The following is a 25,051-nucleotide window of genomic DNA, read 5'->3' on the forward strand; positions in this document are numbered from 1 at the left end:
CAACATGATTAATGCAATTTTACGCCTCTCTATAGAGAGACGTTTCCTGATTATGACCTTGATGCTGGCAGTAATTGGTGTTGGGATCTGGAGTTACCAAAAGCTGCCAATTGATGCCGTGCCTGATATCACGAATGTGCAGGTACAGATCAACACTGAAGCACCTGGTTATTCACCTCTGGAAGCTGAACAGCGAATAACTTTTCCAGTAGAGACAGCACTCTACGGCTTGCCGGAGCTTGATTATACCCGCTCATTATCACGCTACGGATTGTCACAAGTTACCGTAGTGTTCAAGGAAGGAACCGATATTTACCATGCCCGCAACCTGATTGATGAGCGCTTGTCCGCGATAAAAAGCGCGCTTCCGGCTGGGCTGGAACCAGAAATGGGCCCTATCGCTACAGGCCTGGGTGAAATCTTCGTCTACACCGTCGAAGCAGTTCCAGGAGCTACTCTGGAAAACGGAGAGCCCTGGGATGCCATGGCTCTGCGCGAGGTACAGGATTGGATCATCAAGCCACAGTTAGCACAAGTACCCGGAACGGTAGAAATCAATACCATTGGCGGCTTTGATAAGCAATATCACGTACTCCCCGATCCACAGCGACTGTTGCAGATGGGCGTTACCATGGAGGATGTGGCTAGCGCCCTGCGTAGTAATAACAACAATCGTGGCGCAGGTTATATCGAAAAGAATGGCCAGCAGTTACTGGTTCGTTCACCGGGTCAGCTGGCCACTATTTCGGAGATTGAGAGTGTCGTCGTTGGTCGCTTCGGGAATGTGCCAGTAACCATCAAGGATGTTGCAGAAGTAGCTATAGGCAAGGAATTGCGAACTGGTGCTGCGACCCGTGATGGGCACGAAACGGTCATGGGGACAGCGATGATGCTAATCGGTGAGAATCCCCAGGTCGTAGCTCAGGATCTGGCGCAAAAGCTTGAGGAAATTAAACTTTCTCTGCCAAAAGGTATAGAGGTAGAAGCGGTGTATAACCGCACTTCTCTGGTGGACAAAACCATTGCCACTGTACAGAAAAACCTGCTCGAAGGAGCGTTGCTGGTGATTGTTGTCTTGTTTCTTTTGCTTGGCAATATCCGTGCAGCGCTGATTACAGCTGCGGTGATACCTCTGTCAATGCTGGCCACTATCACGGGCATGGTACAAACTGGTGTTTCAGCCAATCTGATGAGTCTTGGTGCTTTAGATTTTGGTCTGATTGTTGATGGGGCTGTGATTATTGTTGAAAACTGTATCAGGCGTTTGTCCGAGTCCCAGCAACAAATTGGTAAACGGCTTGAATTTCGCGAGCGGCTGGAATTAGTCTATCAGGCAACCAGTGAAGTCATTCGACCCAGCTTATTCGGGGTTGCGATAATCACCGTGGTCTACATCCCAATATTTACCCTCACAGGCGTTGAAGGAAAAATGTTCCACCCAATGGCTGCAACTGTAGTTATGGCGTTATTGTCGGCTATGTTACTGTCACTGACCTTTGTGCCAGCTGCCGTTGCTTTATTCATGGGCGGCAAAATCAGTGAAAAGGAAAGCCGTATTATTGTCGCCAGCAAGTCTTTCTATCGACCAGTTCTGGAGATGGCACTTCGATTTCGTTGGCTAGTGCTATCTGCGGCATCAGCACTGGTTGTGTTCAGCGTTTGGTTACTGACGACCTTAGGTTCGGAGTTCATTCCGCAATTGGATGAAGGTGATATAGCACTTCATGCGTTACGCATTCCTGGTACTGGCCTTGAGCAGTCCATTGCTATGCAGGAGGTTCTTGAAGAGCGGCTAAAGGATTTTCCTGAAGTCGATAAAGTTTATGCAAAAATTGGGACACCTGAAGTAGCCACCGACCCCATGCCACCCAGTGTTGCGGACAATTTCGTAATTCTAAAGCCACGTAGTGAGTGGCCCGATCCTGATCGCGAAAAGGCCGATTTGGTGGCGGAGATGGAAACGGCTGTCGCGCAACTGCCTGGTAATAAATACGAATTTACCCAGCCTATCCAGATGCGTTTTAATGAACTGATCTCAGGTGTTCGGGCCGATCTGGGTATTAAAGTTTTTGGCGACGATCTGGATCAATTGGTCATAACTGCCAATGATATCCTGAAAGTGATTGAAGGTATTGAAGGCTCCGCAGATGCCCGTGTAGAACAGGTCACTGGGCTTCCCATGCTGTCAATTATCCCTAAACGTATGATGTTGGCACGCTATGGATTAAATTTGAATGACCTCCAGGAGCTGGTTGCAGCCGGTATTGGTGGAGAAGAAGCAGGTTTAATCTATGAGGGTGATCGTCGCTTTAAGCTGGTGGTTCGATTGCCGGAAACAATACGCACCGATATTGATAATCTGGCGTTTTTGCCTATCCCTCTTCCAAACGGAGACTTTGTACCTTTGAATGAAGTAGCTGACCTGGCGCTCAAGCCAGCGCCTGCTCAGATCAGTCGTGAAAACGGCAAGCGTCGCGTGGTGGTCACTGCCAATGTGCGTGATAGGGATTTGGGCAGTTTTGTCGAAGAGGTTAAACAACAGATCAATCAGCAAGTCAAAATACCTAGCGGATACTGGTTGGATTACGGGGGCACCTTTGAGCAGATGGAATCTGCCAGTCAGCGCCTGATGATTGTGGTACCGATCACGCTGTTAATTATTATTGGCCTTCTGGTGATGGCTTTCGGTTCGCTTAAGGATTCACTAATTATCTTTAGTGGCGTGCCGATGGCCTTAACTGGCGGCGTATTTGCCTTATGGATGAGAGATATGCCGCTATCGATCTCAGCAGGTGTCGGCTTTATTGCCCTGTCAGGTGTTGCGGTTCTCAATGGACTGGTTATGGTTTCCTTCATTCGAGACAAGTGGCGACAAACCAGCGAGTTAACCACTGCTATCATTGAAGGAGCAATCATTCGTCTTCGCCCCGTTCTGATGACTGCGTTGGTGGCGAGCTTAGGCTTTATACCAATGGCACTCAATACTGGCACTGGTGCAGAAGTTCAGAGACCGCTGGCTACAGTGGTTATCGGCGGGATTATTTCCTCTACTCTGCTGACTCTCATCATACTGCCCATTTTGTATCAATTAGTTCATCGCCGGAAAAAATAATATCACTCTATCGCTAATAAAAGCAGGGAAATGCCCTGCTTTTGTTAGCTTGTGTTAGGCTCTGTCTGAGTCTTTCAAGCTTCTCTGTCTTACTTTCCAGACTTCGCTAACGACCTGCCAGGAACTATTCTGCAACAGTCCCACAATACTTAGCGCGTTTTATCACTTTCATGCAAGGTAAACAGCGTTAATGCATAAACTGAGGCATCGCCAAAATATCAAGAGAATCTGCTAACAATGCTTCAGCCATAAATTATTTACTAGTGTTTAAGTTTGTATTTAAGTAGCTAAACATCAAAAGCCTCAATGATTGGACAAGGCCCAGCCTTGCTATTGCGGCATTCTGTCGCCAGTTGCTGCAACGAGTTTCTGGCTTGTTTAAGTTCTGCTATTTGTTTATCGAGTGCTGTTACACGTGAAGATGCTAGCTCATACGCTTTATGTCGGTCGTTGCTTGAGTCGAGCGCGATGAGTTCTTTTATCTCTGCCAGTGTGAATCCTGCGGCTTTGGCTTTGAGTATGAACTTAAGTTGCTTGAGGTCTTCATCGCCATAGCGACGAATTCCGCCTTTCTGAGGAGGAATCTTGAGTAAGCCTTTGCGCTGATAAAACCTGATGGTTTCCACGCCAACGCCGCCCGCCTTTGCGAATTTGCCAATTGGTAACATGTGTCTTGACTCCGTACTATGATACGGTATTTATACTATCACCATCTCAAAACAGGTACGAGGATAACTTATGACTGCTAATCAAGAAAAGAAGGCTGTACTGTATCGAATGGTAATGGACAAACACGTTTGCCCCTACGGGCTTAAAACCAAAGATCTTTTGCTGCGTGAAGGCTATGAGGTTGAAGATAACTGGTTAACGTCTCGCAGCGAGACTGACGATTTTAAGGCTAAACATGATGTATCCACCACTCCGCAAACCTTTATCGAAGGAGTAAGAATTGGTGGCTATGAAGCTGTCAGAAAACACTTCGGGAAACCAGTAAAGTCTAAAGACGAAACCAGCTACCAGCCGGTAATTGCGCTATTTAGCATGACGTTTTTGATGGCGATAGCGGCAAGCATTGCAGTGTTCGATACAGCTCTGAATCTACAAGCATTGCATTGGTTCATAGCATTCAGTATGGCTATTTTAGCGCTGCTAAAACTACAGGATATCGAAAGCTTTTCCATCATGTTTCTTAACTATGATTTACTCGCTAAGCGTTGGGTCCCCTACTCTTACATCTATCCCGTGGCGGAAGGTCTCGCGGGTGTATTAATGATTGGTGGGTTGCTGCCCTGGCTCTCCGCACCATTAGCACTCACCATCGGATCGATAGGTGCAATATCAGTGTTTAAAGCTGTCTACATTGATAAGCGAGAACTGAAATGCGCTTGCGTTGGTGGCTCCAGCAATGTGCCGCTAGGCTTTATATCATTAACTGAAAACCTGATCATGATAGGCATGGGGATTTGGGTAGGATTAAGTGCGCTGGGCGTTAGTTTGAGTTAGTCATGTTTAGAAGGATGACAAGCTTACACGCACAAAAGTTATTAGTATTAGCTCTTATATAACCTGACTCCATTAAATAAAAAACCGCCAAGTGGCGGTTTTTTAGCAACACTCAGCAACGTCTTCTTCTTTACCCTTATCAAGCCTTGCTTCTTTTTCCATCACTGACATGGCAGCCCTCAGCAAAAATTTCGAGCGATCATGGTCTTTGGTATGACGCTCAACAAAGTCATCAATTTTCTTGAGTGCGTATCCAGGCATTGTGACGTTTATGCGCTTGGCTTTACCCATATAATCATAGGGATCCAAGTCAATAAAAGCCCATAAAGCACCTTCAAAGTCAGGGTTAACCAGATGTTCTGCCTGATCTCCAGGAATAGGTATATCAACCCCATCTTCAGCAAGAATCTCTAGATGTTCTGCCAAAGCCTCTTTAGCGTTATCCAAAGCCTCTTCAAATGTATCACCATAAGAAAAGCACCCAGTAACGTCAGGAATAGTTACCCCAAAGCCTGTATCAGGATCTTTGTGTACTGCAACTAAATATTTCATATTTTCACCTACCGGTCACTAAGTTTGGTTCCCTCAGTTAACCAATAATAACTCCCATACCTATCTTAATTATAATCGGGCTACTTTAAGAATGTTTCGCAAAGTCCCTTTGGGTATATCCTTTTTAGGATGCGGAATAGTTAATAATTCCGGATAATCTTTGTGCTTAAAGTGGTGGTGGCTACCCTTAACCCTTACAAGTTCCCACCCAGCTTTTTCTATTAAATTGATTAAATCGCCGCTTTTCATCTAAACAAATCCTTAAATAATATTTTGACTGGCTCATTTTTATCACCTATAGAAAGTCTTGTTTGTTCACACACACTATACACACTGAAAACAGTTATTGCAAATAATTATACACACTATACTCACATAAATTTAAAGTCCGCTTGCTCATATCCCGTATAATGAAAAAAGCGGCCAATTGGCCGCTGTATTAATAGTGTTTCTTTTAAGATCCGTTTATAAACAAGTGCACCCAGATGCTGGCTGCGTAGCCGAGTGCGATGGCGGGTGTCCATTTGAGGTGTGTCATGAAGGTGTAGTGGCCGCGGGCCTGTCCCATGAGTGCTATACCCGCTGCTGAGCCGACGGATAATAAGCTGCCGCCGACGCCTGCTGTTAAGGTGACCAGTAGCCATTGTGCGTGTGACATGTCGGGTTGCATGGTGAGTACTGCGAACATGACCGGGATGTTGTCGACGATGGATGACAAGATACCGACGAGGACGTTGGCTGGAGTGGCGCCAAGTTCACCGTACATGTAGCTGGATGCCATGCCAAGATAGCCTAAGAATCCTAAACCACCTACGGCAAGAATCACGCCATAGAAGAAGAATAAAGTATCCCATTCTGCTTGCGCGATACGGTCGAAGATATCGTAGGGTCTTTGAGTTGAAACACTGGTTGGGTTTTCTTCGGTTTCTTTTTTATGTTGTCTGCGCAGGAAGAAGCCATAGAATTTCAGGAAGCCAAGACCAAGCATCATGCCGATAGCTGGTGGCAGGTGCAGGAAGTTATGGAATGAAATGGCTGTGATGATGGTGAGCAGGAAGAGGCCGACGATCACTAAACCACCCTGCTTTATTTGCGCATGACTGCCCTCTTCAATTGCTGCAGGTTTGCCCTTCATGATGGCAAATTGCATGATAAATGCTGGCACCAGGAAGTTAACCACTGATGGTATAAATAATGAGAAAAACTCTGAGAATTCAACCATGCCTTTTTGCCAGACCATCAGGGTTGTGATGTCGCCGAATGGGCTGAATGCGCCACCTGCGTTGGCCGCGACAACGATGTTGATACAGCTGACGCCGACGAATTTTGCATGGCCATTACCAACCGCTAACACTACTGAACACATGATCAATGCGGTGGTTAAGTTGTCCGCAATCGGTGAGATAAAGAAGGCAAGAATACCAGTCATCCAGAATAGTTGTTTGTAGGTAAAGCCTTTATTGACCAGCCAATCACGCAGAGCATCAAACACATCACGCTCAATCATGGCGTTAATGTAGGTCATGGCAACGAGCAGGAAGAAGAACAGCTCAGCGTACTCTAGGAAGTTATGGCGAATACCCTCTTCTGCTAAGGTCGATAAACCATGCTGTTTATAGACAATACCAATCACCAGCCAGATTAAACCCGCCGCGATTAGAATTGGCTTAGATTTTCTTAAGTGGATTTTTTCTTCGAATATGACCAGTGAGTACGCTATGACGAAGATGGCGATGGCCACAAAACCGACCCAGTGGTCAGTTAAATTAAGTAAAGTTCCAGATGAGGTTTCTGACGCAAGCACTTGAAAAGGAAGGAATAACAAAGATAAAAACAAAATAGACGAATATTTTTTCATGGTATTTGCCATGGCTATCTTTTTTCGGGTGGCGCAATTATAGGTATCTATAGCCAGATGTCATAGATCTAAATCAATGTTTTTGCAGTATTTGTTATATGGGGTGCGATAAGTTTGGGTTATGGGTGGTAAACGTAGGGACAACTCATGAGTTGTCCCTACAGAGAGTGGGAGCGGTTTTAGGATGGGGCACACATAAGGCATGTCCGTACCAGTTGTGGGTGCGAGATTGCCGCAGTCGCTTTGCTCCTTCGCAATGACTTAAAATTCACTCCACATGCAGTTCGCCTTTGTACATTTGCATCTGGCAGTGGAATTGGTAACTACCTTTTTCGAGTTTTTTCAGTTTAATGGTTTTAGTTTTATTAATGGGCAAACTTTCGCTGATGTCTAGCTCTGGAAAAATGACCATTTCGGCGCATGGGGTTTCGTCTTTGCGATTAAATTCGAGGGTGATTTCGGTATCAGCTGGTACGCTGATACGCGACGGTTGGTAGATGCCATCTTCGACGGTAATTTTAATGACGTCGTTGCCTTTTGCTTCTATATCTTTCGGTTTGTATATCCAGAACCAGTAAATAATCAGGGCAATAACGGCTAAGCCAGCGAGATTAATGATAAGTAAGTTCATAGTTTGTCCTTTGGCTTAATGGTCTTTAGGTTTGAAGAAACGTAATCTGTTGGCGTTGGTGACAACGGTTACTGAGGAAAACGCCATCGCAGCACCTGCAATGACCGGACTGAGCAGGATGCCGAAAAATGGATACAAGAGACCGGCTGCAATTGGAATGCCTGCAACATTGTACACAAAGGCGCCAAACAGGTTTTGCTTGATATTGCGCAGGGTTGCTTTACTGGTTGCCACCGCATCTGCCAGGCCATGCAATGAACCACGCATTAAGGTGATATCGGCGCTTTCGATGGCCACGTCGGTTCCTGTGCCAATAGCAAATCCAACATCAGCCTGCGCAAGTGCAGGTGCATCGTTAATACCATCACCAGTCATGCCAACCAGCTCGCCTTCTTGTTGTAATTCTTTCACTTTATTGACTTTGTCTTCCGGTAGCACTTCCGCAAAGAACTCTTCAATGCCGACTTTGTTGGCGACTGTCTTGGCGGTGGCCTTGTTATCACCAGTCAGCATCACTACGCGAATATTGTCTTTCTGTAATCGCTTTATGGCTTCAATTGAATCTTCTTTGATCGGATCTGCTACTGCAATAATGGCGGCGAGTTTTTTATCTATGGCGAAGTACATTGGGGTTTTGGCTTCGCTGGCTAACTCTTGTGCTTTATCTACTGCATGGTCAATGTCGATACCTTGATCGCGCATCAACTTTTCATTACCAAAATACAGATGCTTACCGTCAACATTAGCTTCCACACCATGACCGGCAATAGAGTTAAAGTCTGAGCTTTTGCTAAGCTCAATATCTTTTTCTTTTGCAGACTCAACAATGGCTTGAGCGAGTGGATGCTCAGAGCCGGTTTCAAGGCTTGCCGCCAGTTTTAAGTTCTCATCGTCTGACAAATCATTGAATGACACTATGTTGGTCACTTTAGGCGAACCTTCGGTAATGGTGCCGGTTTTATCCAGTACCATGGCTGTAATTTTAGAAGCAGTCTGTAGCGATTCGCCATTACGAATAAGAACACCAGCTTCGGCGGCTTTACCGACACCGACCATCACTGACATTGGAGTTGCCAACCCTAATGCACAGGGACAGGCAATAATTAAAACTGTGGTTGCTGAAACGACGGCAAAAGCCAGCGCATCTTGCGCGCCTAAGTTAAGCCACACCAGCGCGGTGACAACCGCGATTATCATCACAGTCGGCACAAAGTAAGCAGCGATTATGTCGGCCAGGCGGCCAATCGGTGGCTTGGAGTTTTGCGCCTGTTTGACCATTTTAATAATTTGCGCGAGCGCAGTATCTTTTCCAACACGAGTTGCTTTGAAAATTATGGAACCGCTTTTATTGATAGTACCGGCAGAGACCTCATCGCCCTCTCCTTTTTCAACCGGCATTGGCTCACCGGTCAGCATGGATTCATCAATACTCGACTTGCCTTCTGTTACGACCCCATCAACTGGAATTTTTTCACCGGGACGAACACGCACTAAATCGTCTTTCTGAACATCTTCAATCGGGATGTCTTGTTCATCGCCATCGCGAATCACACGAGCCGTTTTAGCCTGCAAGCCGATCAAGCGTTTAATGGCTTCTGAGGTTCTGCCACGCGCTCGAACTTCCAGCGCCAGACCTAAATTAATCAAACCAATAATCATGGCGGTTGCTTCGAAATAGACATGGCGCGCCATTTCGGGAATTGAATCAGGGAAGAACACCACAACCATAGAATAGAGCCATGCGGTACCCGTACCCAATGCAATCAGGGTGTCCATGTTGGCTGAGTGATTCTTAAAGGATTTCCAGGCACCGGTAAAGAAATGCTTACCGGAAAAATACATAATAGCCAGTGTGACAAGGCCGACAATTAACCAGGCAATGCGTTCCTTGGTTGTGGTTACAGTCATGGCGCCGCCTAATAAACCATACGCCATTAAAGGGACACCAACACCCAGCGCAATCCACATCTGCGTCATGAGGCGCTTGTAATAAGCTTTGCTAGCCTGCTCCTTTTCTTCAAGAGCATCACTTTCAGATTCATTTTCAATTAACGATGCCTGATAGCCCGCATTCTCAACGGCTTGAACCATGGAGTCGCTGGAAGCGCTACCTTTAACCGTTACAGTGCGGTCAGCGAAATTCATTTCAGCGCTCTCAACGCCAGAAACGCCTTTTAATGCACCTTCAATTTTGCCGACACAACTGGCACAGCCTGCACCTTCAATGGTGAGCTCTACGGTTTTTAATTTGGAAGGATGTTCACTCATGTGGTTTTACCTTAACCATAATTGGCAATTCTTTTACCGAATCAATTGTAGTTACTTTAGCACCAATAATTAGAAGAAATAACCATAAGCTGTTGGTGATTTCCTGACTTCGAGCTTTGAAGGATGTATAGCGTGAGTGTGAGTGTGAGTTAGCATTGATATATACCCCATCAGTTACGAATCTGTATGGGGACATACCCATTACCATTCGAGACAGTACAGCTTTTATTTCTTGCTTAGGAGTCATAAGTTATCCTCGTACCATGTTTTGACATGGTGATAGTATAAAGACAGTACCATAGTACGGAGTCAAGCCCCATGTTTCCAATTGGCAAAAGCGAGCGGCGTTGGAGTTGAAACCATCAGGTTTTATCAACGTAAAGGTCTGCTTAGAATTTCCAAACAAGAAGGCGGAATTCGTCGTTATAGTTTATAGATACCATCTCTCCCTTAACGATGATCACAACGGCTCTTTTATTTGACATATATGATCTTTCATATATATTGCCAGCCATATATATTCAAGTATGGCCAAGACTATGCAACCAACCGATTTCTTCAAGTGTTTGGCAGACGACACCCGCTTACGTTGCCTGATGTTAATCCAGCAGGCAACTGAGCTGTGCGTCTGCGAACTGATGGAAGCTTTGGATGAAAGCCAACCGAAGATTTCTCGCCATCTCGCCCAATTGCGCCAATGCGGGCTGTTGCTCGATAGGCGTGATGGTAAGTGGGTTTATTACCGTTTAAATCCGGACCTGCCAGCATGGACACACAAAGTTTTATCTGAAGCCGTTGCAGACAATCAAGCCTACATTGCAGACAACAGACAGCGACTAAAAGATATGGCAAATCGTCCTGAACGCTCAATATGCTGCTGATATCCAAAGATTTTCAATATCTTAGAACGACATATTTAACCTATTTCTACAAGGAATAGCCATGAAATTACTCTTTATCTGTACTCATAACGCCTGCCGTAGCGTGCTTGGAGAAGTCATTGCGCGATCTTTAGGCCAAGGTCGTCTAGAAACTGCCAGCGCTGGAAGCGCACCGCGCGGCGTTGTCCACCCCCTTACCTTGAAATACCTCGCCAAGCACGGCTACAGCACCGAAGGATTAACCAGCCAGAGCTGGGATGAGCTGAGCCATTTTGAGCCGGATGCGGTGATTACTGTGTGTGATAGTGCCGCTGGGGAAGCCTGCCCTGTCTGGATGGGTAAAACCTTAAAAGTGCACTGGGGTTTGCCCGATCCATCAAAAGGCCATAGCTCTGAAGAGGAAGAAGCCAAAGCTTTTGCGCATGTGATTAGCGTTATCGAAAAACGCGTTCGTGCGCTTCTGGAGAAAGATTTTGAACAGATGGACGCTGACCAACTTAAAACTGAATTGCAACAACTTGGGGAGTTATTTTAATGGGTGTTTTTGAACGATTTTTATCACTTTGGGTTGCTTTATGTATCGTCGTTGGCGTAACTCTGGGTAATGTATTGCCGGATGTTTTTAGCTATATCGCTAAGCTTGAATATGCTCATGTCAACATCTTGGTAGCAGTACTCATCTGGTTAATGATTTTCCCAATGATGGTTCAGGTTGACTTTAAATCGATTAAAGACGTCGGCAAAAAGCCAAAAGGACTGATTTTAACCTTGGTTATCAATTGGTTGATTAAGCCTTTCACTATGGCTGCGCTCGGCGTCCTTTTCTTCAAATTCTTCTTCGCCGATTTGGTTGATCCGCAAACCGCCAATGAATACATCGCAGGTATGATTTTGCTAGGCGTCGCTCCCTGTACCGCTATGGTTTTCGTTTGGAGCCACTTAACCAAAGGAGACGCCAACTATACTTTGGTGCAAGTTTCGATTAATGACGTCATCATGGTCTTTGCCTTTGCGCCACTGGCTGCTTTCCTATTAGGCGTAACCGACATTACAGTGCCATGGGAAACATTATTATTGTCGGTGATTCTATATGTCCTGTTACCGCTAATTGCCGGTGCAATAACACGCAATGCGTTAGATAAAAAAGATGATCATCATAGATTGCATATGTTTCTGGTCAAATCGAAGCCATGGTCGATTTTAGGCCTGTTGCTAACCATCATTTTATTGTTCGCATTTCAGGCCGAGAAAATTCTAGACAAGCCGCTTGATATTGGCCTGATTGCCATTCCATTACTGATTCAAACTTATGGCATCTTTATTATCGCCTATGCCGCTGCCAAGTTTATGAAACTGCCACATAATGTTGCCGCTCCTGCGTGCATGATCGGAACCTCAAATTTCTTTGAGCTTGCTGTAGCTGTCGCTATTTCATTGTTTGGACTACACTCAGGTGCTGCTTTAGCCACTGTTGTCGGCGTTCTGGTTGAAGTACCAGTCATGTTATCGCTGGTGGCATTTGCAAATAGGACAAAGCATTGGTTTAAGGCTTAGTTTTGAAACACAGTAGAGGTGAGTGTTTTGGACTCTCGCCTCTACACTGACAGACTAAACGTCGTAGCACTTACTTCTCAGACTGTCATTCCCGCGTAGGCGGGAATCCATGTTTAAGAAATAGAATAGATTCCCGCCTTCGCGGGAATGACAAACTGAATGTTAGTACTTTTTACTGAAATGATATTATTTACGATAAACTGTACGGACAACTCATGAGTTGTCCCTACCTCATCTGAAAATCAATACTGAAGCACAAGCCCCCAACCATTAGGGCAAGCACGCAGGCGCCACCCCTGTCTCCAGAAAATACTTGATCTTCCTCCTCATTCCTTGACAAAAATCAAGCAGTTAAACTGTTAATATGATATACCTAGTATGTGCTTTACACTCTTAAACACATGGAATAAAGGAGTTTGCATCATGAATGAAGAAGAATTGAAAGCTGAAGCGAAAAAGCTCTATGAGAAACTGAAAACTCAGCGCGATGAGCTTAAGGTTCAGGCACATCTTGCTAAGGCGGAACTGCGTGATAAGTGGCAAGAAACTGAGCATGAGTGGGAGCGTTTTGAAGCTAAGGCGAAGACCATTGGCAAGGGTGCGCAAAAGGCATCTGATGATATTGGCAAGGGCTTTACTTTGATGGGCCATCAGTTACAAGAGGCTTATAAGGATTTAAAGCAAGCGTTCAAGTCCAGCAAACTCACCGATTAATCTTTACAGCTAAGCTGGACACTTCAGGATGAACATTAAGGTTATTACCTACAACATCCATCGCGCAATTGGCGTTGACCGTCGGTTTCGTCCTGAGCGCATTGTCGAGATTCTGGAGAGCTATGATGCGGATATTATCGCTCTCCAGGAAGTCGATGATGGAGTACCTCGTTCTCGCGAATTGAATTTGGCCAAAGAGCTGGCTGAAGCACTGGATTTTCCCTACTACGTTCTCGGCAAAAATGTCAGTCTTAAAAAAGGCCATTATGGCAATGCGACGCTGAGTAAATTTCCAATTGTACGTGAGCGCAACATTGACCTGACGATTGATAATAAAAAGCGTCGTGGTTGCCAGCACACAACCATTGATATTCCATCCAGTCCCCACAAAGCAGTCCACCTTGATATATTCAACCTGCATCTTGGTCTTTCGGCAAAAGAACGAGATAAGCAAATCCAGAAGCTTTTAAATTCATCAGAGCTGAAAGAGTTAGACAAGGACTCAAATAAACTGGTGATTGGTGATTTTAACGACTGGCGTTCACTTTTACGCAAGCCTATGACTGAGGACGCAGGCTTTAAATGCGCAACTGATAGACGCTACAAAAATAAAGTATCAGCCATGAAAACCTATCCATCATTTTCACCAAGAGGCGGACTGGATCGGGTCTTTTATCAGGGTGATTTGAAACTCGAAAATGTTTTCCTGTGCCGCAAAAAACTTTCGAAGGTTGCCAGCGACCATAAGCCGGTTATTACAGAATTTAAATTATAATTTAGCGAGTTGCATTTTGTATGGATAAATCTGAATCAATCCTCCCTGTCGCATTAAGACTCGGTATCAACTCACGTCATGAGCCTTTAATATTCCTGCGTTCTGATTCTCCAGTTGCACGCTCAGAAGGCTTTGAGAGTATGTCGCGCGTACAGATAGAAGTAAACGATAAAGCTATTATCGCTACGCTTTTAATCGTCTATAGCGATTTAATTCAGCCAGGCTTTGCAGGCCTTTCTGAAACAGCCTGGAAACGTCTGAAATTAAAAAAAGGACAGCGCATCAAGTTGTCGCATGCTCCTCAGGTCGACTCTTTAGCCTATATCCGCGCCAAAGCTTTTGGCCATGAACTGAATAAACATCAGTTGCAAGAAATCATGCGCGATATCGTTGATGGTCATTACATGGATGTGCATCTGGCGGCTTTTATTACCGCCTGCGCAAACAATAATATGACGCACGAGGAAATTCTCTATTTAACTGAGGCAATGGTTGATGCTGGCGAAACGCTGACCTGGCCAGGAGATAAAATCGTTGATAAGCATTGCGTCGGAGGATTGCCGGGCAACCGAACCTCTCCTATCGTTGTATCTATTCTGGCGGCAAAAGGTTTGACGATTCCTAAAACGTCTTCGCGCGCAATCACTTCGCCAGCCGGAACTGCTGACGTCATGGAAACTATGACTAAAGTGGATTTATCTTTTAACCAATTGAAGGAAGTGGTAGAGAAACATCATGGCTGTCTGGCCTGGGGAGGCTCTGTGAGCCTCAGTCCCGCCGACGATATTCTGATCAGTGTCGAAAAAGCATTAGATATAGATTTCGAGGGCCAGTTGATAGCATCCATTCTGTCAAAGAAGATTGCAGCCGGTTCAAAGTATGTATTAATTGATATTCCTGTTGGCCCTACTGCAAAACTGAGAAGCGAAGAAAGTGCTCAGGAGCTTGCCGATCAATTATCAACAGTTGGTAAAGAAATGGGCCTGAAGGTTAAAGTGGTGTTAACTGACGGTTCACAACCTGTAGGTTATGGGATTGGCCCTGCACTTGAGGCATGGGATGTTATTGGTGTCTTAAAGGATTCTGGCTCGGCACCAAAGGACCTTAAAGAGCGTTCGGTTCTACTGGCAGGAGAGCTATTAGAGCACGCAGAGGTGGTCAAAAAAGGTGAAGGAAAGGCTGAGGCACTAAGAGTTATTGAGTCAGGCGAAGCCTGGGATAAGTTTTTGCAAATATGCGAAGCCCAGGGAGGCTTTAAACAGCCACCGATTGCTTCCTGTAAGATGGATGTGCATGCGGAAAAAAGTGGCTATATTCGTCGCATTAATAACCGCCTGTTGGGTCGTCTAGCCAAGCTAGCGGGCGCACCGGCTGATCATGCTTCCGGAGTCTATATGGAAGCTAAAGTTGGCGACTTTATCACCGAGGGTTCAACGCTGCTTACTATTCATTCAGAGGCTCCGGGTGAGCTTGAATATGCTTTAAATTTCTATAATTCACACAAAGAAATGATCATTATCGAGGAAGGACTATGAGCATCTTGTTTTTTGACCTGTCGGACAACCTTAATCTATCTGCTCCAGTTTGCGAAAAAACCGGTGCCACCATGGGTAAATTATCCATGCATTATTTTCCAGATGGCGAGGTCAACATTCAAATTCACAGCCAGTGCAAGGATAAAACAGTAGTCGTATTAGCGGATTTATCACACCCCAATTCAAAAATCCTGCCGTTGTTGTTTGTATTACGAATGATAAAGGAGCACCAGCCCAAGAAAGTAGTGCTGATAAGCCCTTATCTGCCCTATATGCGTCAGGATGCGGTTTTCCATGAAGGTGAGTCGATCCTTGCCCGACACTTTGCAGAGATACTCTCTGAAAATCTGGACGCACTAATTACGGTCGATCCACACCTCCATCGGTTTTTCAGTTTGGATCAGGTGTACCCAATTCGAACTTACCTGGCTCACACAACCAGTCCGATTGCTCGGTGGATTAAAGATCATATCAGTCAGCCAGTCATCGTTGGTCCAGACAGCGAAAGTAGGCAGTGGGTTGAAGCAATTGCCAGCGAGATTCATGTGCCCTTTTTAGTGGCCAATAAAACTCGTCACGGCGATAAAGATGTAGAAATTACTATTCAAGGCATTGAAGATCACAAGGACAAAACGGTAGTGCTGGTCGATGACATCATTTCCACAGGACACACCATTCTGGAAATTACCAAGCATTTAGAACAATCAGGAGTTCGCAAAATCACCTGTATCGCGACTCATGCCATCTTTAATGAAAATGCCTATGGCAAGCTAGCACATTCGCATATAAACCAGATTGTCAGTTGCAATACGATTCCTCATGTCAGCAATGCAATAGATGTTTCAGATAGCATCGCTGAGAGTTTTAAGCTGGTTAAGTAACGGATGAAGGTTAAATGAATTTAGATTGGTTAAACTTCTTAGCGGGTGTCGGCATATTCCTTTGGGGAATGTCACTTATTGAGTCAAGCCTTTCGAAGCTGGCATCAGGAAAACTTAATCAGTATCTCTCCTCCTGGACTAAAACAACCTTTTCAGCAATCTTAACCGGAGTAGCCTGTACCACAGTAGTTCAAAGCAGCTCTCTGGTTACTCTGATTGTCCTGGCCTTAGCCAGTTCCAAACTACTCAACCTCAAGCAAGCGGTTGGTGTGATTTTCGGGGCAAATCTCGGCACAACAGCCACAGGTTGGTTAGTAACTTTCCTAGGCTTTAAATTCAGCCTAGGTGAGTTTGCAATTTATTTTATTGGCATTGCTGCACTTGGACGGGTCTTTTTTGCCAAGAAAGCCAATGAAATAGCACTCTACTCATTATTTATCAGTATTGGCCTGATTTTATTCAGCCTTGATATTATCAAACTGGGAACATTAGGCTTAAGTGAAGGCTTTGATATTACAAGAATACAAAGTCAATCACCCTTGTTATTCCTGGCCGTAGGCTTAATTTTAGCTACCTTAATTCAGTCTAGCTCAGCAGTTATGATGATGACTCTTGGTGCTGCCCATGCAGGCCTGCTCGACCTGCATAACTCAATTGCGATAGTTATTGGTGCAGACATTGGTACCACCAGCACAGCCATACTCGGCAGTATCAAAGGTGCCAAAATCAAGAAGCAACTTGCATCCGCTCATCTACTATTCAACATAGTTATTGCTTTTATAGGTTTCTTCCTCCTGTTACCGTTTATTGATGTTATTTTTGATTATCTCAATATTCACGATCTTTTGATCGGTATTGTGGCCTTCCACAGCTTGTTGAAACTAATTGGTATTCTGCTCTTCTTTCCATTCACAAATAAGTTTATTCAGTTCTTATCGAAAAAGTTTGAAGACAAGTTAAGTCCGGTTGAAACACGCATTTCTCTTATACCAACTGATATGCCTCCGGTTGCTATCGAGCGAATTCGATCTGAAACCGTTCAGTTCCTCAATAAAGTAAGCTATTTTGCAAGACGGTGCTTAGTGCGTGATCACATCAACCAGGAAGAGTATTTTGAGCTTAAAAAAATTGAAGGGATGTTCATACGCTTTGCCAGAAAGTTATCAGAAAAACCTCTAACATCTGAGCAAAGTAATTCTCTTTATAGCTTATTAGCCGCAATGCGGGATGGGATCTATTCCGCAAAACTGATTAAAGATTTATTACCTGACTTAGAGCAACCAGAAATTGCTGAAATCTACCGCGACAAGAATATGTTCCCACTATTTGCCGACGGAAAGTCCTTTTATGATGACTCTGCAAGTTTGTTCGACAAGACTGTTGAGCTTAGCTTTTATGACTTTGTCCATAATTGGCAGGAGCAGGTATTTCATAGTTTTAAAACTTCAGAAACAAACTTATTAACAGCTCAACTTAGCCAGAATATATCCGTCGAAAGTATTTCCACTTTGTTAAATCTCAACAAATCGCTATACAAGTCCTGTAAATATTATATGCAGGCCTTAGAATCTATTGATAAAACCATTAAGGAAACCAACCATGAAAATTAAAGTCCATGGTGCAGCGGAAGAAGTCACCGGTTCCTGCATACAAATTACTACAGAGCACAGTAATATCATCGTCGATTGTGGTCTGATCCAGGGTGCTCCCAAAAAAGAGGACCGTAACCGCGCGCCCTTCCCTTTTTCCTTAAGGGAGCTGGATGCGGTTATTTTGACACATGCACACATTGATCATAGCGGTCGCCTGCCTGTTCTGGTTAGTCAGGGATATCAGGGACCAATTCATACTCATGAAGCCAATGCTGATCTGCTGGACATACTCCTGATGGATAGCGCTTACCTGCAAGAAAAAGAAGCTGAGTGGGCAAACACTAAACGTAACCGCAAAGGATTAAAACTGGTTGAAGCACTTTATACGCAAGATGATGTACCGGCCGTTTTATCCCTATTGAACTTACATCCATATAACAAGCCGATACAGGTTACCGAAGACATCACCATGGTCTTGCACAATGCTGGCCACATCCTTGGCTCAGCTCATGTTGAACTACTGGTTAAAGAAAATAATCACACCAAGCGTATTATTCTCAGTGGCGATATTGGCAATCCAGGCTCACCCATTCAGGAAGACTCGAATATCTACGGAAAAGCTGATCTGGTCATCATGGAGTCAACTTACGGCAATCGAAACCACCAAAGCTGGGACGCCTCAATCCTTGAGCTTAAAGAAGCTATCAACAAGGCTGAACATGATGGAGGTAATGTCCTTATACCTTCATTCGCCGTTGGTCGTACCCAAATTCTGCTTTACTACTTCGCTAAATACTACAAAGAATGGAACTTGAGCAATTGGGATATTTATCTGGATAGCCCTATGGCAATTAAAGTTACTAATACCTACGGTAAGTATTGGCAACTCTATAAAAAAGAAAGCCAATACTTATGGTCTGGCGACACACTTCATCAAAAGCTTCCTAACCTGAAGTTCACACCCGATACTGAACAGTCGATAGAACTAAACAGTGTACACAAAGGTGCAATCATAATTGCCGGTAGTGGCATGATGAATGGCGGCCGCATTAAACAGCATTTAAAACACAATATCTGGCGTCCACAATGCACGTTAATAGTCGCTGGCTTTCAACCAGAAGGCACACTAGGCAATAGAATCGTTGAAGGAGCTCCCTACATTAAGCTTTGGGGTGAAACCGTTAAAGTCGCAGCCAGCGTACACACTATCGGTGGGTTCTCGGCTCATGCCGACCAACAGAATTTACTGCGTTGGTATCAAAAGTTTGAAAACTCTCCAAGACTGGTTCTTGTACATGGCGCTAAAACAACTATCGAGGAGTTCCATGATTTCATGACGCAAAATGTCGATAGCGAAGTCGATATTGCCAAACAAGGTGAAGTGATTAGAGTTTAATTTAAATCTTTTTAATCAATAACCAACTGGCACGGGCAATTTCATTGTCTTTGTAATGCTGTAAATGCTCGTGACGATTTTTGATAAACTGCTCGAGTTCCCGCTTAATTTCGGGCTGGCGGGGTAAAAGCTCTTTAACTCTTTTATCGAGCCACTGAGTATCTCGTTGATAGACTTCAACAAGAATAGACTGCTTCCAAACAATTTTCCGCGCAGCGTGTAGGATTGAGTCAGCTATGTAATCATCCATGTTTTTTGTCAGTTCGAGTCCAAGCCCTATATTGAATCCATGACTTTTATAATCAGACTCAACAATTACACAGCCATCATCTTTTATATGCTCACCCAGGATATTTAAGCTTTCAACAGTGTCTCCCAGAATGTTGGTAGCGGCAGGAAACACTATGACATCGAACTTTTCTGTGTTAGCTCGAAGGAATTCAGACAAGTCAGCTCTTATGAACGCTGTCTCTTTACGAACACCTTTGGTTACAGCTTCAATTTGAGCTTGCTGGATAAAATCATCAACAACATCAACCCCTATCCCGGTCCATTTAAAATGGCGAGCTAAAGTGATCAGAGTAGCTCCTTTGCCACAACACAAATCTAAGACACGCTTTTCAGGCTCCCCTCTTCCCATCTGCTCAATTAATTCAAGCATAAAGCCTGTGTTGCTACCGATCTCTTTAAAGTCCTGAAAAAGGAAAGGAAGGAAATCAACAAGCCGATGGCTACCTAGTTCTAATGATTGCTTTACGGATTCAACTTCTTGAAAATTCATAGCTGACTCCTTATTTGAAAATGAGGTGTGAACATAAAGCCCGTACCTTCTTTGTACTATATTTTCAACAAGTTAGCCAGTACTCTTCATAAAAAAACTTAACATTCCGACTTTAATTTATGCACAAGTATTTGATGTCCAGATAGTCACTGATACCGTATTTAGACCCTTCGCGGCCCATTCCGGATTCTTTAACACCGCCAAATGGTGCCATGTGATTGGAAATAATACCTTCATTAAAGCCAATCATTCCAGACTCAATTTGTTCGCTCAGTCGCTTAATGCGGTGCCTATCATCGGTATAGACATAGGCTGCTAAGCCAGCTTTTGTTGCATTGGCCTGCTCAACCACTGACTCTTCACTACTGAATGGAATCAAGGATAATACCGGACCGAAAATTTCCTCACAGGCAATGTCCATATCAAACTGCACATCTGTCATGATGGTTGGCTCAAAAATCTGATTATGTTTATCAGACAATTCACCGCCAATCAGCACTTTGGCACCGCCATCTTTGGCTGACTGAACCAGGCGCTTCACCTTGTCGATACCTGCCTGATTAATTAATGGAGTAATAGATACATCATCTTCCAGACCTGAGCCGGTCTGTAATGCTTCTACTTTGTTAACCAGCTTATCGACAATTTCATGGTAAATACTTTCGTGAATAAAGACTCGATTCGCACACACGCAGGTTTGCCCTGAGTTTCTGAACTTACTGGCCATAATGCCATCTACTGCTGAATCGATATCAGCATCTTCAAACACAATAAAAGGCGCATTGCCGCCCAGTTCCATGGTCACTCGCTGGACATTTTCGGCAGCCTGACTCATGAGAATCTTGCCAACTTTAGTCGAGCCTGTAAAAGAGATTTTTCGAACTTTAAAACTGGAGGTTAAGGCTTCGCCAATAACGCTGGCTTCGCTGGTTGGAACCAGGTTGATGACACCGTCGGGAATGCCTGCTTGCTGTGCCAGTTCGGCCATAGCCAATGCAGACAGTGGGGTTTCTGCAGCAGGCTTTATCACTACCGTACAGCCAGCAGCTAGAGCCGGCGCAACTTTACGGGCAATCATTGCCTGTGGGAAATTCCACGGGGTAATGATACCAACGACGCCCACGGGCTTTTTGATAACATGAATCTGCTGATTACCATCTGGAGAAGGAATGATATCACCATCCACACGCAGCGCTTCTTCAGCAAACCATTTAATATAGTTAGCACCGTATTGAATCTCGCCTTTGGCTTCTTTAAGAGGCTTACCCTGCTCGGTGGTCAGTATTTCAGCCAGGTCATCGAGGTTCTTGATAATTAAATCGTACCAGGCCAATAACTTGTTGGAACGTTCCTGGGCAGTGGTTTTACTCCAGCTCTGAAAGGCAGCATGAGCAGCATCGATCGCAGCGTGCGCTTCCTTTTCTCCGCAATCGGATACTTCAACGATGAGTTCTTGCGAAAAGGGATCATCAACCCGGAAACGCTTATCGGTCTTGACCCATTGGCCATTGATAAAGGCGCGAGATTTTACTAATGATTCGTTCATAAGACTCCAAAAAAAATGGCTCCATGTGGAGCCATCTTAGCGAAGCTTACAGATTATTCAAAGTGACACTGTATGACAGCGTGAATAATTCGAGGTTTATACTTTATGAGCAAGAATGAATACTACATGCGCTCAAGAGTTTCGATACCCAATAAACCAAGCCCCATCTCTAGCTGCGCTAAACAAATCTGACTTAAACGTAACAAGCTGGCCTGACGCGCTTTATCGGGCTCATTCATAATATGCTGCTTCTGATAGAAAGAGCTGAACTGTTGAGCCAGGTTATATAAATGCTCGCACAGATAATGTGGCGCACGCTTATCGACGGTTTTATCCAGCGCTGACGGGAAGTCCAACAAACCGAATGTTAAATCTAATTCGTTTTCAGTTGTAGGCAGCAGATCTCCAGGCTTTGCACCTGCCTCTTCTGCCTTGCGCAAGATAGACTTGATTCGCGCAACCTGCATCAACAGGTATGGCCCGGTCTTGCCTTCAAACTCACTGAACTTTTCCAGATCGAAAATATAATCTTTAATTCGGAAATTTCTTAAATCAGCAAACTTCAAAGTGGAAATAGCAACCTTATGGGCGATTTCTTCTTTCTCATCTTCGTCAAAGTCAGCGCCAAAGTTACTCTCAGCTAACTTCTTACGAGCCTCATCTTTTGCCATCTGGATAAGGTCATGCAACTTCATGACGCCACCAGAACGAGTCTTAAACGGTTTACCGTCTTTCCCGTTTACAGTACCGAAGTAAGTATGTTCATAGGCAGTGTTGGCATTCATGCCCATCAGGTCTGCTGCAGCGAAAACCTGCTTGAAGTGTTGCTGCTGACGACCATCAACCACATACAGAACTAAATTAGCGTGATCATCATAAACGCGCTCGTAAAGTGTTGCTAAATCGGTTGTGCCATACATGACTGCGCCATCGGACTTGCGCAAAATAAGCGGTGGCATAACCGCTTCGCCCTGCTCGTCTTTAAATGGAACAATCAACGCGCCCTGATCGCGAAATGCCAAACCCTTGTCTTCAAGTTCCTGAATCACTTTAGGGATAAATGGATCGGCATCACTTTCACCTTTCCACAAATCAAAGCTAACACCAAGTTCGCCATAGTCGCGCTTCAGGGTTGCTACCGAAACATTAACAAAGTGTTGCCACAGGGCACGATAGCCTGCACGACCATTTTGCAATTCAAGCGTAGCCTGACGCGCTTTTTCGGCAGCTGTTTCATCAGACTTACACAAGCCCGATTCCTGCGGATAAATTTCTTCTAAATCTTGAATAGTGACTGGTGACTTGTCTGGATAAGGGCCGGTAAAGTCAGCGTCAAAATAAACCAGTTCAGGCTGACGCTTTTTCAGACCTTCAATCAACATGCCCATTTGCGTGCCCCAATCACCTAAGTGCGCATCAGAAACTACGTCATAGCCTTTGAAGCGGAAAATACGCTGTAGAGAATCACCAATAATGGCTGTACGCAGATGACCAACGTGCATCGATTTTGCAACGTTTGGACCACCGAAATCGATCATGACTTTGCAGTCAGACTTATTTTCATGACAACCAAAAGTATCGTCCGAACCGTAGGTTTCCAGGGTCTTTGCTAGTGACTCAGCGCTGACAAATACATTGATAAAGCCCGGACGAACAACATCAACTTTTTCAATCAGAGAGTTCTCGCCAAGTGCCGCAACGACTTTTTCGGCTGTAACGAAAGGATTGCCTGCACCTAGCTTCGCTGCGGCCATGGCGCCGTTACATTGATAATGGCCCAAGTCAGGGCGATTCGAGCGTTGCACATCGCCAAGATCTCGTGGCAATTCAAGGCTCTCAAATGCATCGGCAAATAATTGGCTCAGTTGGTGTTCGATAGATACAAGCATATTGATTTCAGATCCAGATCGTTGAAACAATGGAAAAAATTGGCGCTATTATACCTGCTTGAGCAGTCCATGCCACGGATTGAGGGAATTATTGGTGGATTTTCCTTAAATGCTCAATCAGGCCATCGCTTGCGGCTTCAATAAGCTCTATCACCTCAACAAAACCCTGTTTGCCACCGTAATAAGGATCGGGAACTTCGCGCTTAGGTAGATGTGGCGCGTAGTCGGCCAGAAACAGTTTAATTTTGTCGTGATATTCAGGTTCAGGAGCCAGGTCCTGCAAATTATAGAAATTAGAGTCATCCATTGCCACTAACAGATCGAATTCGTGGAAATCCACATCCCGAACCTGGCGCGAACGAATAAAAGACAGATCATAGCCTGCTCTTTTAGCTTCTTCCTGCGCTCTGGGATCGGGCGACTCACCGATGTGATGGGCGCTGGTTCCTGCTGAATCAACAAACACCTGCTCGCCTAATTCGGTTTGCCTTAATTTATGCTTGAAAATGCCTTCGGCAGTTGGTGAACGACAAATATTGCCCAGACAAACAAATAACACTGAAAATTTAGACATGTATTAGATTTTTCCTGCTAATGCTATCAAGTCGCTTTTATAAGCGGTGCATTCGATAAAACCGCTCTGCGGCAGCTAAATCTTCCTGAGTATCAACACCCAATCCGGGCGCTTCGCTGGCTTGTTCAACGTGAATTGAGTGGCCATGGGCTAAAACGCGAAGTTGTTCTAAGGACTCCATACGCTCAATCATGGCTGGCGCCATCTTGACGTAATCGGCCAGGAAGCCGGCCCTGTAGGCATAAATCCCTATATGGCGCTGGCAATGTTCAATTTCCTGCACACGTTGCTCTTCAAAAGCCCCGCGTTGCCATGGAATCGGCGCACGTGAGAAATATAAGGCTCTGCCCTGTTCATCCGCAACCACTTTGACCACATTCGAATTAAAGACTTCTTCAGGCTCGGTGATTGGCGTTGATAAAGTAGCCATTGGAAATGCCGTATGCTGATGCAGATTCTCTGCAACCTGACGAATATTCTCTGGTGAAATAAAAGGTTCATCACCCTGCACGTTGACCACAATGGTTTCGTTTTTAAGCAGCAATTTCTCACAGACTTCAGCAAGACGATCGCTGCCAGAAACATGATCTTCGCGGGTCATGCAGACGTCCCCGCCAAACAGTTTGACCGCTTTTTCAATTCGCTCGTCATCTGTTGCCACAACGACCTGTTTGGCCCCAGCCATCAGCGCTCTATCGTAGACATGCTGAATCATCGGCTTACCGCCAATCATGGCTAATGGCTTGCCCGGCAGGCGCGTCGAAGCGTAGCGAGCCGGAATAACCACGATGAAATCCTTAAATTGCATCCAGTTCCTCGCTTGAGACGGTTCTTGCTTCATTTTCCAGCATCACCGGAATATCGTCTCGAATGGGGTACGCCAGTTTGTCAAAGCGACAAATCAGCTCGTCACTGTCTTTTTTATAGACCAGGTCGCCTTTGCAAATCGGGCAGACCAGAACATCTAAAAGTTTATGATTCATGCGTTATAGCCTTAATCTGTTCCATT

At 44.8% G+C, this 25,051-nt stretch carries 24 protein-coding genes and 1 pseudogene; 12 read left to right on the forward strand and 13 right to left on the reverse strand.

The features are described from left to right. The first annotated feature begins 4 nt into the window (after positions 1–4). The gene (locus HUJ19_RS08405) at positions 5–3,112 is read left to right on the forward strand and encodes a CusA/CzcA family heavy metal efflux RND transporter (protein WP_290623371.1); all 3,108 of its coding nucleotides are present in this window, start codon (positions 5–7) and stop codon (positions 3,110–3,112) included. 287 nt (positions 3,113–3,399) lie between these two features. Here the strand turns inward: HUJ19_RS08405 and HUJ19_RS08410 are convergent, their stop codons facing one another. Continuing rightward, entirely contained in the window at positions 3,400–3,780 is a 381-nt protein-coding gene (locus tag HUJ19_RS08410) for a MerR family transcriptional regulator (protein WP_290623373.1), read from the reverse strand. Between the two features lie 70 nt (positions 3,781–3,850). Here HUJ19_RS08410 and HUJ19_RS08415 point away from each other — a divergent pair, with 70 nt between their 5' ends. Beyond that, the gene (locus tag HUJ19_RS08415) at positions 3,851–4,615 is read left to right on the forward strand and encodes a MauE/DoxX family redox-associated membrane protein (RefSeq protein ID WP_290623375.1); all 765 of its coding nucleotides are present in this window, start codon (positions 3,851–3,853) and stop codon (positions 4,613–4,615) included. A gap of 102 nt (positions 4,616–4,717) precedes the next feature. Here HUJ19_RS08415 and HUJ19_RS08420 read toward each other — a convergent pair whose 3' ends face one another. The 6 genes from HUJ19_RS08420 to HUJ19_RS08445 all read right to left on the reverse strand — a co-directional run bounded on the left by HUJ19_RS08420 (position 4,718) and on the right by HUJ19_RS08445 (position 10,120). Next, complete coding sequence (locus HUJ19_RS08420) at positions 4,718–5,167, reverse strand: type II toxin-antitoxin system HicB family antitoxin (protein WP_290623377.1); 450 nt, start codon at positions 5,165–5,167, stop codon at positions 4,718–4,720. Between the two features lie 69 nt (positions 5,168–5,236). Further along, entirely contained in the window at positions 5,237–5,416 is a 180-nt protein-coding gene (locus HUJ19_RS08425) for a type II toxin-antitoxin system HicA family toxin (protein WP_290623379.1), read from the reverse strand. Between the two features lie 205 nt (positions 5,417–5,621). Continuing rightward, positions 5,622–7,025 carry a sodium:proton antiporter NhaD gene (nhaD, locus tag HUJ19_RS08430; RefSeq protein WP_290623381.1) on the reverse strand — a complete coding sequence of 468 codons (1,404 nt, stop codon included), beginning with the start codon at positions 7,023–7,025 and terminating at the stop codon, positions 5,622–5,624. Positions 7,026–7,293: 268 nt separating this feature from the next. Next, positions 7,294–7,656: a cupredoxin domain-containing protein gene (locus HUJ19_RS08435; protein WP_290623383.1), complete on the reverse strand. Its 363-nt coding sequence runs from the start codon at positions 7,654–7,656 to the stop codon at positions 7,294–7,296. Between the two features lie 15 nt (positions 7,657–7,671). Continuing rightward, positions 7,672–9,924: a heavy metal translocating P-type ATPase gene (locus HUJ19_RS08440; RefSeq protein ID WP_290623385.1), complete on the reverse strand. Its 2,253-nt coding sequence runs from the start codon at positions 9,922–9,924 to the stop codon at positions 7,672–7,674. Then, complete coding sequence (locus HUJ19_RS08445; protein WP_290623387.1) at positions 9,917–10,120, reverse strand: hypothetical protein; 204 nt, start codon at positions 10,118–10,120, stop codon at positions 9,917–9,919. The genes HUJ19_RS08440 and HUJ19_RS08445 overlap by 8 nt, the downstream gene beginning before the upstream one ends. 102 nt (positions 10,121–10,222) lie before the next feature. On the opposite strand from HUJ19_RS08445, the pseudogene HUJ19_RS08450 reads away from it, so the two are divergent. From HUJ19_RS08450 to HUJ19_RS08495, 10 genes and pseudogenes are all read left to right on the forward strand, one after another. Continuing rightward, positions 10,223–10,351: pseudogene (locus tag HUJ19_RS08450) on the forward strand (MerR family DNA-binding transcriptional regulator); the annotation flags it as partial. A 112-nt stretch (positions 10,352–10,463) separates the two neighbouring features. After that, entirely contained in the window at positions 10,464–10,805 is a 342-nt protein-coding gene (locus tag HUJ19_RS08455) for a metalloregulator ArsR/SmtB family transcription factor (RefSeq protein ID WP_290623389.1), read from the forward strand. A gap of 61 nt (positions 10,806–10,866) precedes the next feature. Then, positions 10,867–11,340 (forward strand): arsenate reductase ArsC, encoded by a 474-nt coding sequence (locus HUJ19_RS08460; protein WP_290623391.1) that lies wholly within the window; start codon positions 10,867–10,869, stop codon positions 11,338–11,340. Beyond that, the gene (arsB, locus tag HUJ19_RS08465) at positions 11,340–12,359 is read left to right on the forward strand and encodes an ACR3 family arsenite efflux transporter (RefSeq protein ID WP_290623393.1); all 1,020 of its coding nucleotides are present in this window, start codon (positions 11,340–11,342) and stop codon (positions 12,357–12,359) included. The genes HUJ19_RS08460 and arsB overlap by 1 nt, the downstream gene beginning before the upstream one ends. Before the next feature lie 423 nt (positions 12,360–12,782). Continuing rightward, positions 12,783–13,073 (forward strand): hypothetical protein, encoded by a 291-nt coding sequence (locus HUJ19_RS08470; protein WP_290623395.1) that lies wholly within the window; start codon positions 12,783–12,785, stop codon positions 13,071–13,073. Positions 13,074–13,101: 28 nt separating this feature from the next. Further along, the gene (locus HUJ19_RS08475) at positions 13,102–13,848 is read left to right on the forward strand and encodes an endonuclease/exonuclease/phosphatase family protein (protein WP_290623397.1); all 747 of its coding nucleotides are present in this window, start codon (positions 13,102–13,104) and stop codon (positions 13,846–13,848) included. Between the two features lie 20 nt (positions 13,849–13,868). Next, a complete protein-coding gene (locus tag HUJ19_RS08480; RefSeq protein WP_290623398.1) occupies positions 13,869–15,383 on the forward strand; it encodes a thymidine phosphorylase family protein in 1,515 nt (504 codons plus the stop codon). Continuing rightward, complete coding sequence (locus HUJ19_RS08485) at positions 15,380–16,264, forward strand: ribose-phosphate diphosphokinase (protein WP_290623400.1); 885 nt, start codon at positions 15,380–15,382, stop codon at positions 16,262–16,264. Before HUJ19_RS08480 ends, HUJ19_RS08485 begins: the two co-directional genes overlap by 4 nt. A 14-nt stretch (positions 16,265–16,278) precedes the next feature. Beyond that, positions 16,279–17,874, forward strand: coding sequence for a Na/Pi symporter (locus tag HUJ19_RS08490; protein WP_290623402.1), 1,596 nt, complete (start codon positions 16,279–16,281; stop codon positions 17,872–17,874). Continuing rightward, on the forward strand, positions 17,864–19,252 hold the full coding sequence (locus HUJ19_RS08495; protein WP_290623404.1) for an MBL fold metallo-hydrolase: 1,389 nt from the start codon (positions 17,864–17,866) through the stop codon (positions 19,250–19,252). The genes HUJ19_RS08490 and HUJ19_RS08495 overlap by 11 nt, the downstream gene beginning before the upstream one ends. A gap of 1 nt (position 19,253) precedes the next feature. On the opposite strand, the gene HUJ19_RS08500 is transcribed toward HUJ19_RS08495, so the two are convergent. The 6 genes from HUJ19_RS08500 to HUJ19_RS08525 form a co-directional block, all read right to left on the reverse strand. After that, positions 19,254–20,033 (reverse strand): class I SAM-dependent methyltransferase, encoded by a 780-nt coding sequence (locus HUJ19_RS08500; RefSeq protein ID WP_290623406.1) that lies wholly within the window; start codon positions 20,031–20,033, stop codon positions 19,254–19,256. Positions 20,034–20,145: 112 nt separating this feature from the next. Beyond that, complete coding sequence (locus tag HUJ19_RS08505; RefSeq protein ID WP_290623408.1) at positions 20,146–21,579, reverse strand: NAD-dependent succinate-semialdehyde dehydrogenase; 1,434 nt, start codon at positions 21,577–21,579, stop codon at positions 20,146–20,148. Positions 21,580–21,701: 122 nt separating this feature from the next. Then, the gene (gene argS, locus HUJ19_RS08510; RefSeq protein ID WP_290623410.1) at positions 21,702–23,468 is read right to left on the reverse strand and encodes an arginine--tRNA ligase; all 1,767 of its coding nucleotides are present in this window, start codon (positions 23,466–23,468) and stop codon (positions 21,702–21,704) included. 88 nt (positions 23,469–23,556) lie between these two features. After that, positions 23,557–24,042, reverse strand: coding sequence for a low molecular weight protein-tyrosine-phosphatase (locus tag HUJ19_RS08515; RefSeq protein WP_290623412.1), 486 nt, complete (start codon positions 24,040–24,042; stop codon positions 23,557–23,559). A 37-nt stretch (positions 24,043–24,079) separates the two neighbouring features. After that, the gene (kdsB, locus tag HUJ19_RS08520) at positions 24,080–24,850 is read right to left on the reverse strand and encodes a 3-deoxy-manno-octulosonate cytidylyltransferase (RefSeq protein WP_290623414.1); all 771 of its coding nucleotides are present in this window, start codon (positions 24,848–24,850) and stop codon (positions 24,080–24,082) included. After that, complete coding sequence (locus HUJ19_RS08525) at positions 24,840–25,025, reverse strand: Trm112 family protein (protein ID WP_290623416.1); 186 nt, start codon at positions 25,023–25,025, stop codon at positions 24,840–24,842. Before HUJ19_RS08525 ends, kdsB begins: the two co-directional genes overlap by 11 nt. Positions 25,026–25,051 lie beyond the last annotated feature (26 nt).

The organism is Kangiella sp. (assembly GCF_014762745.1).
Classification (GTDB): domain Bacteria; phylum Pseudomonadota; class Gammaproteobacteria; order Enterobacterales; family Kangiellaceae; genus Kangiella.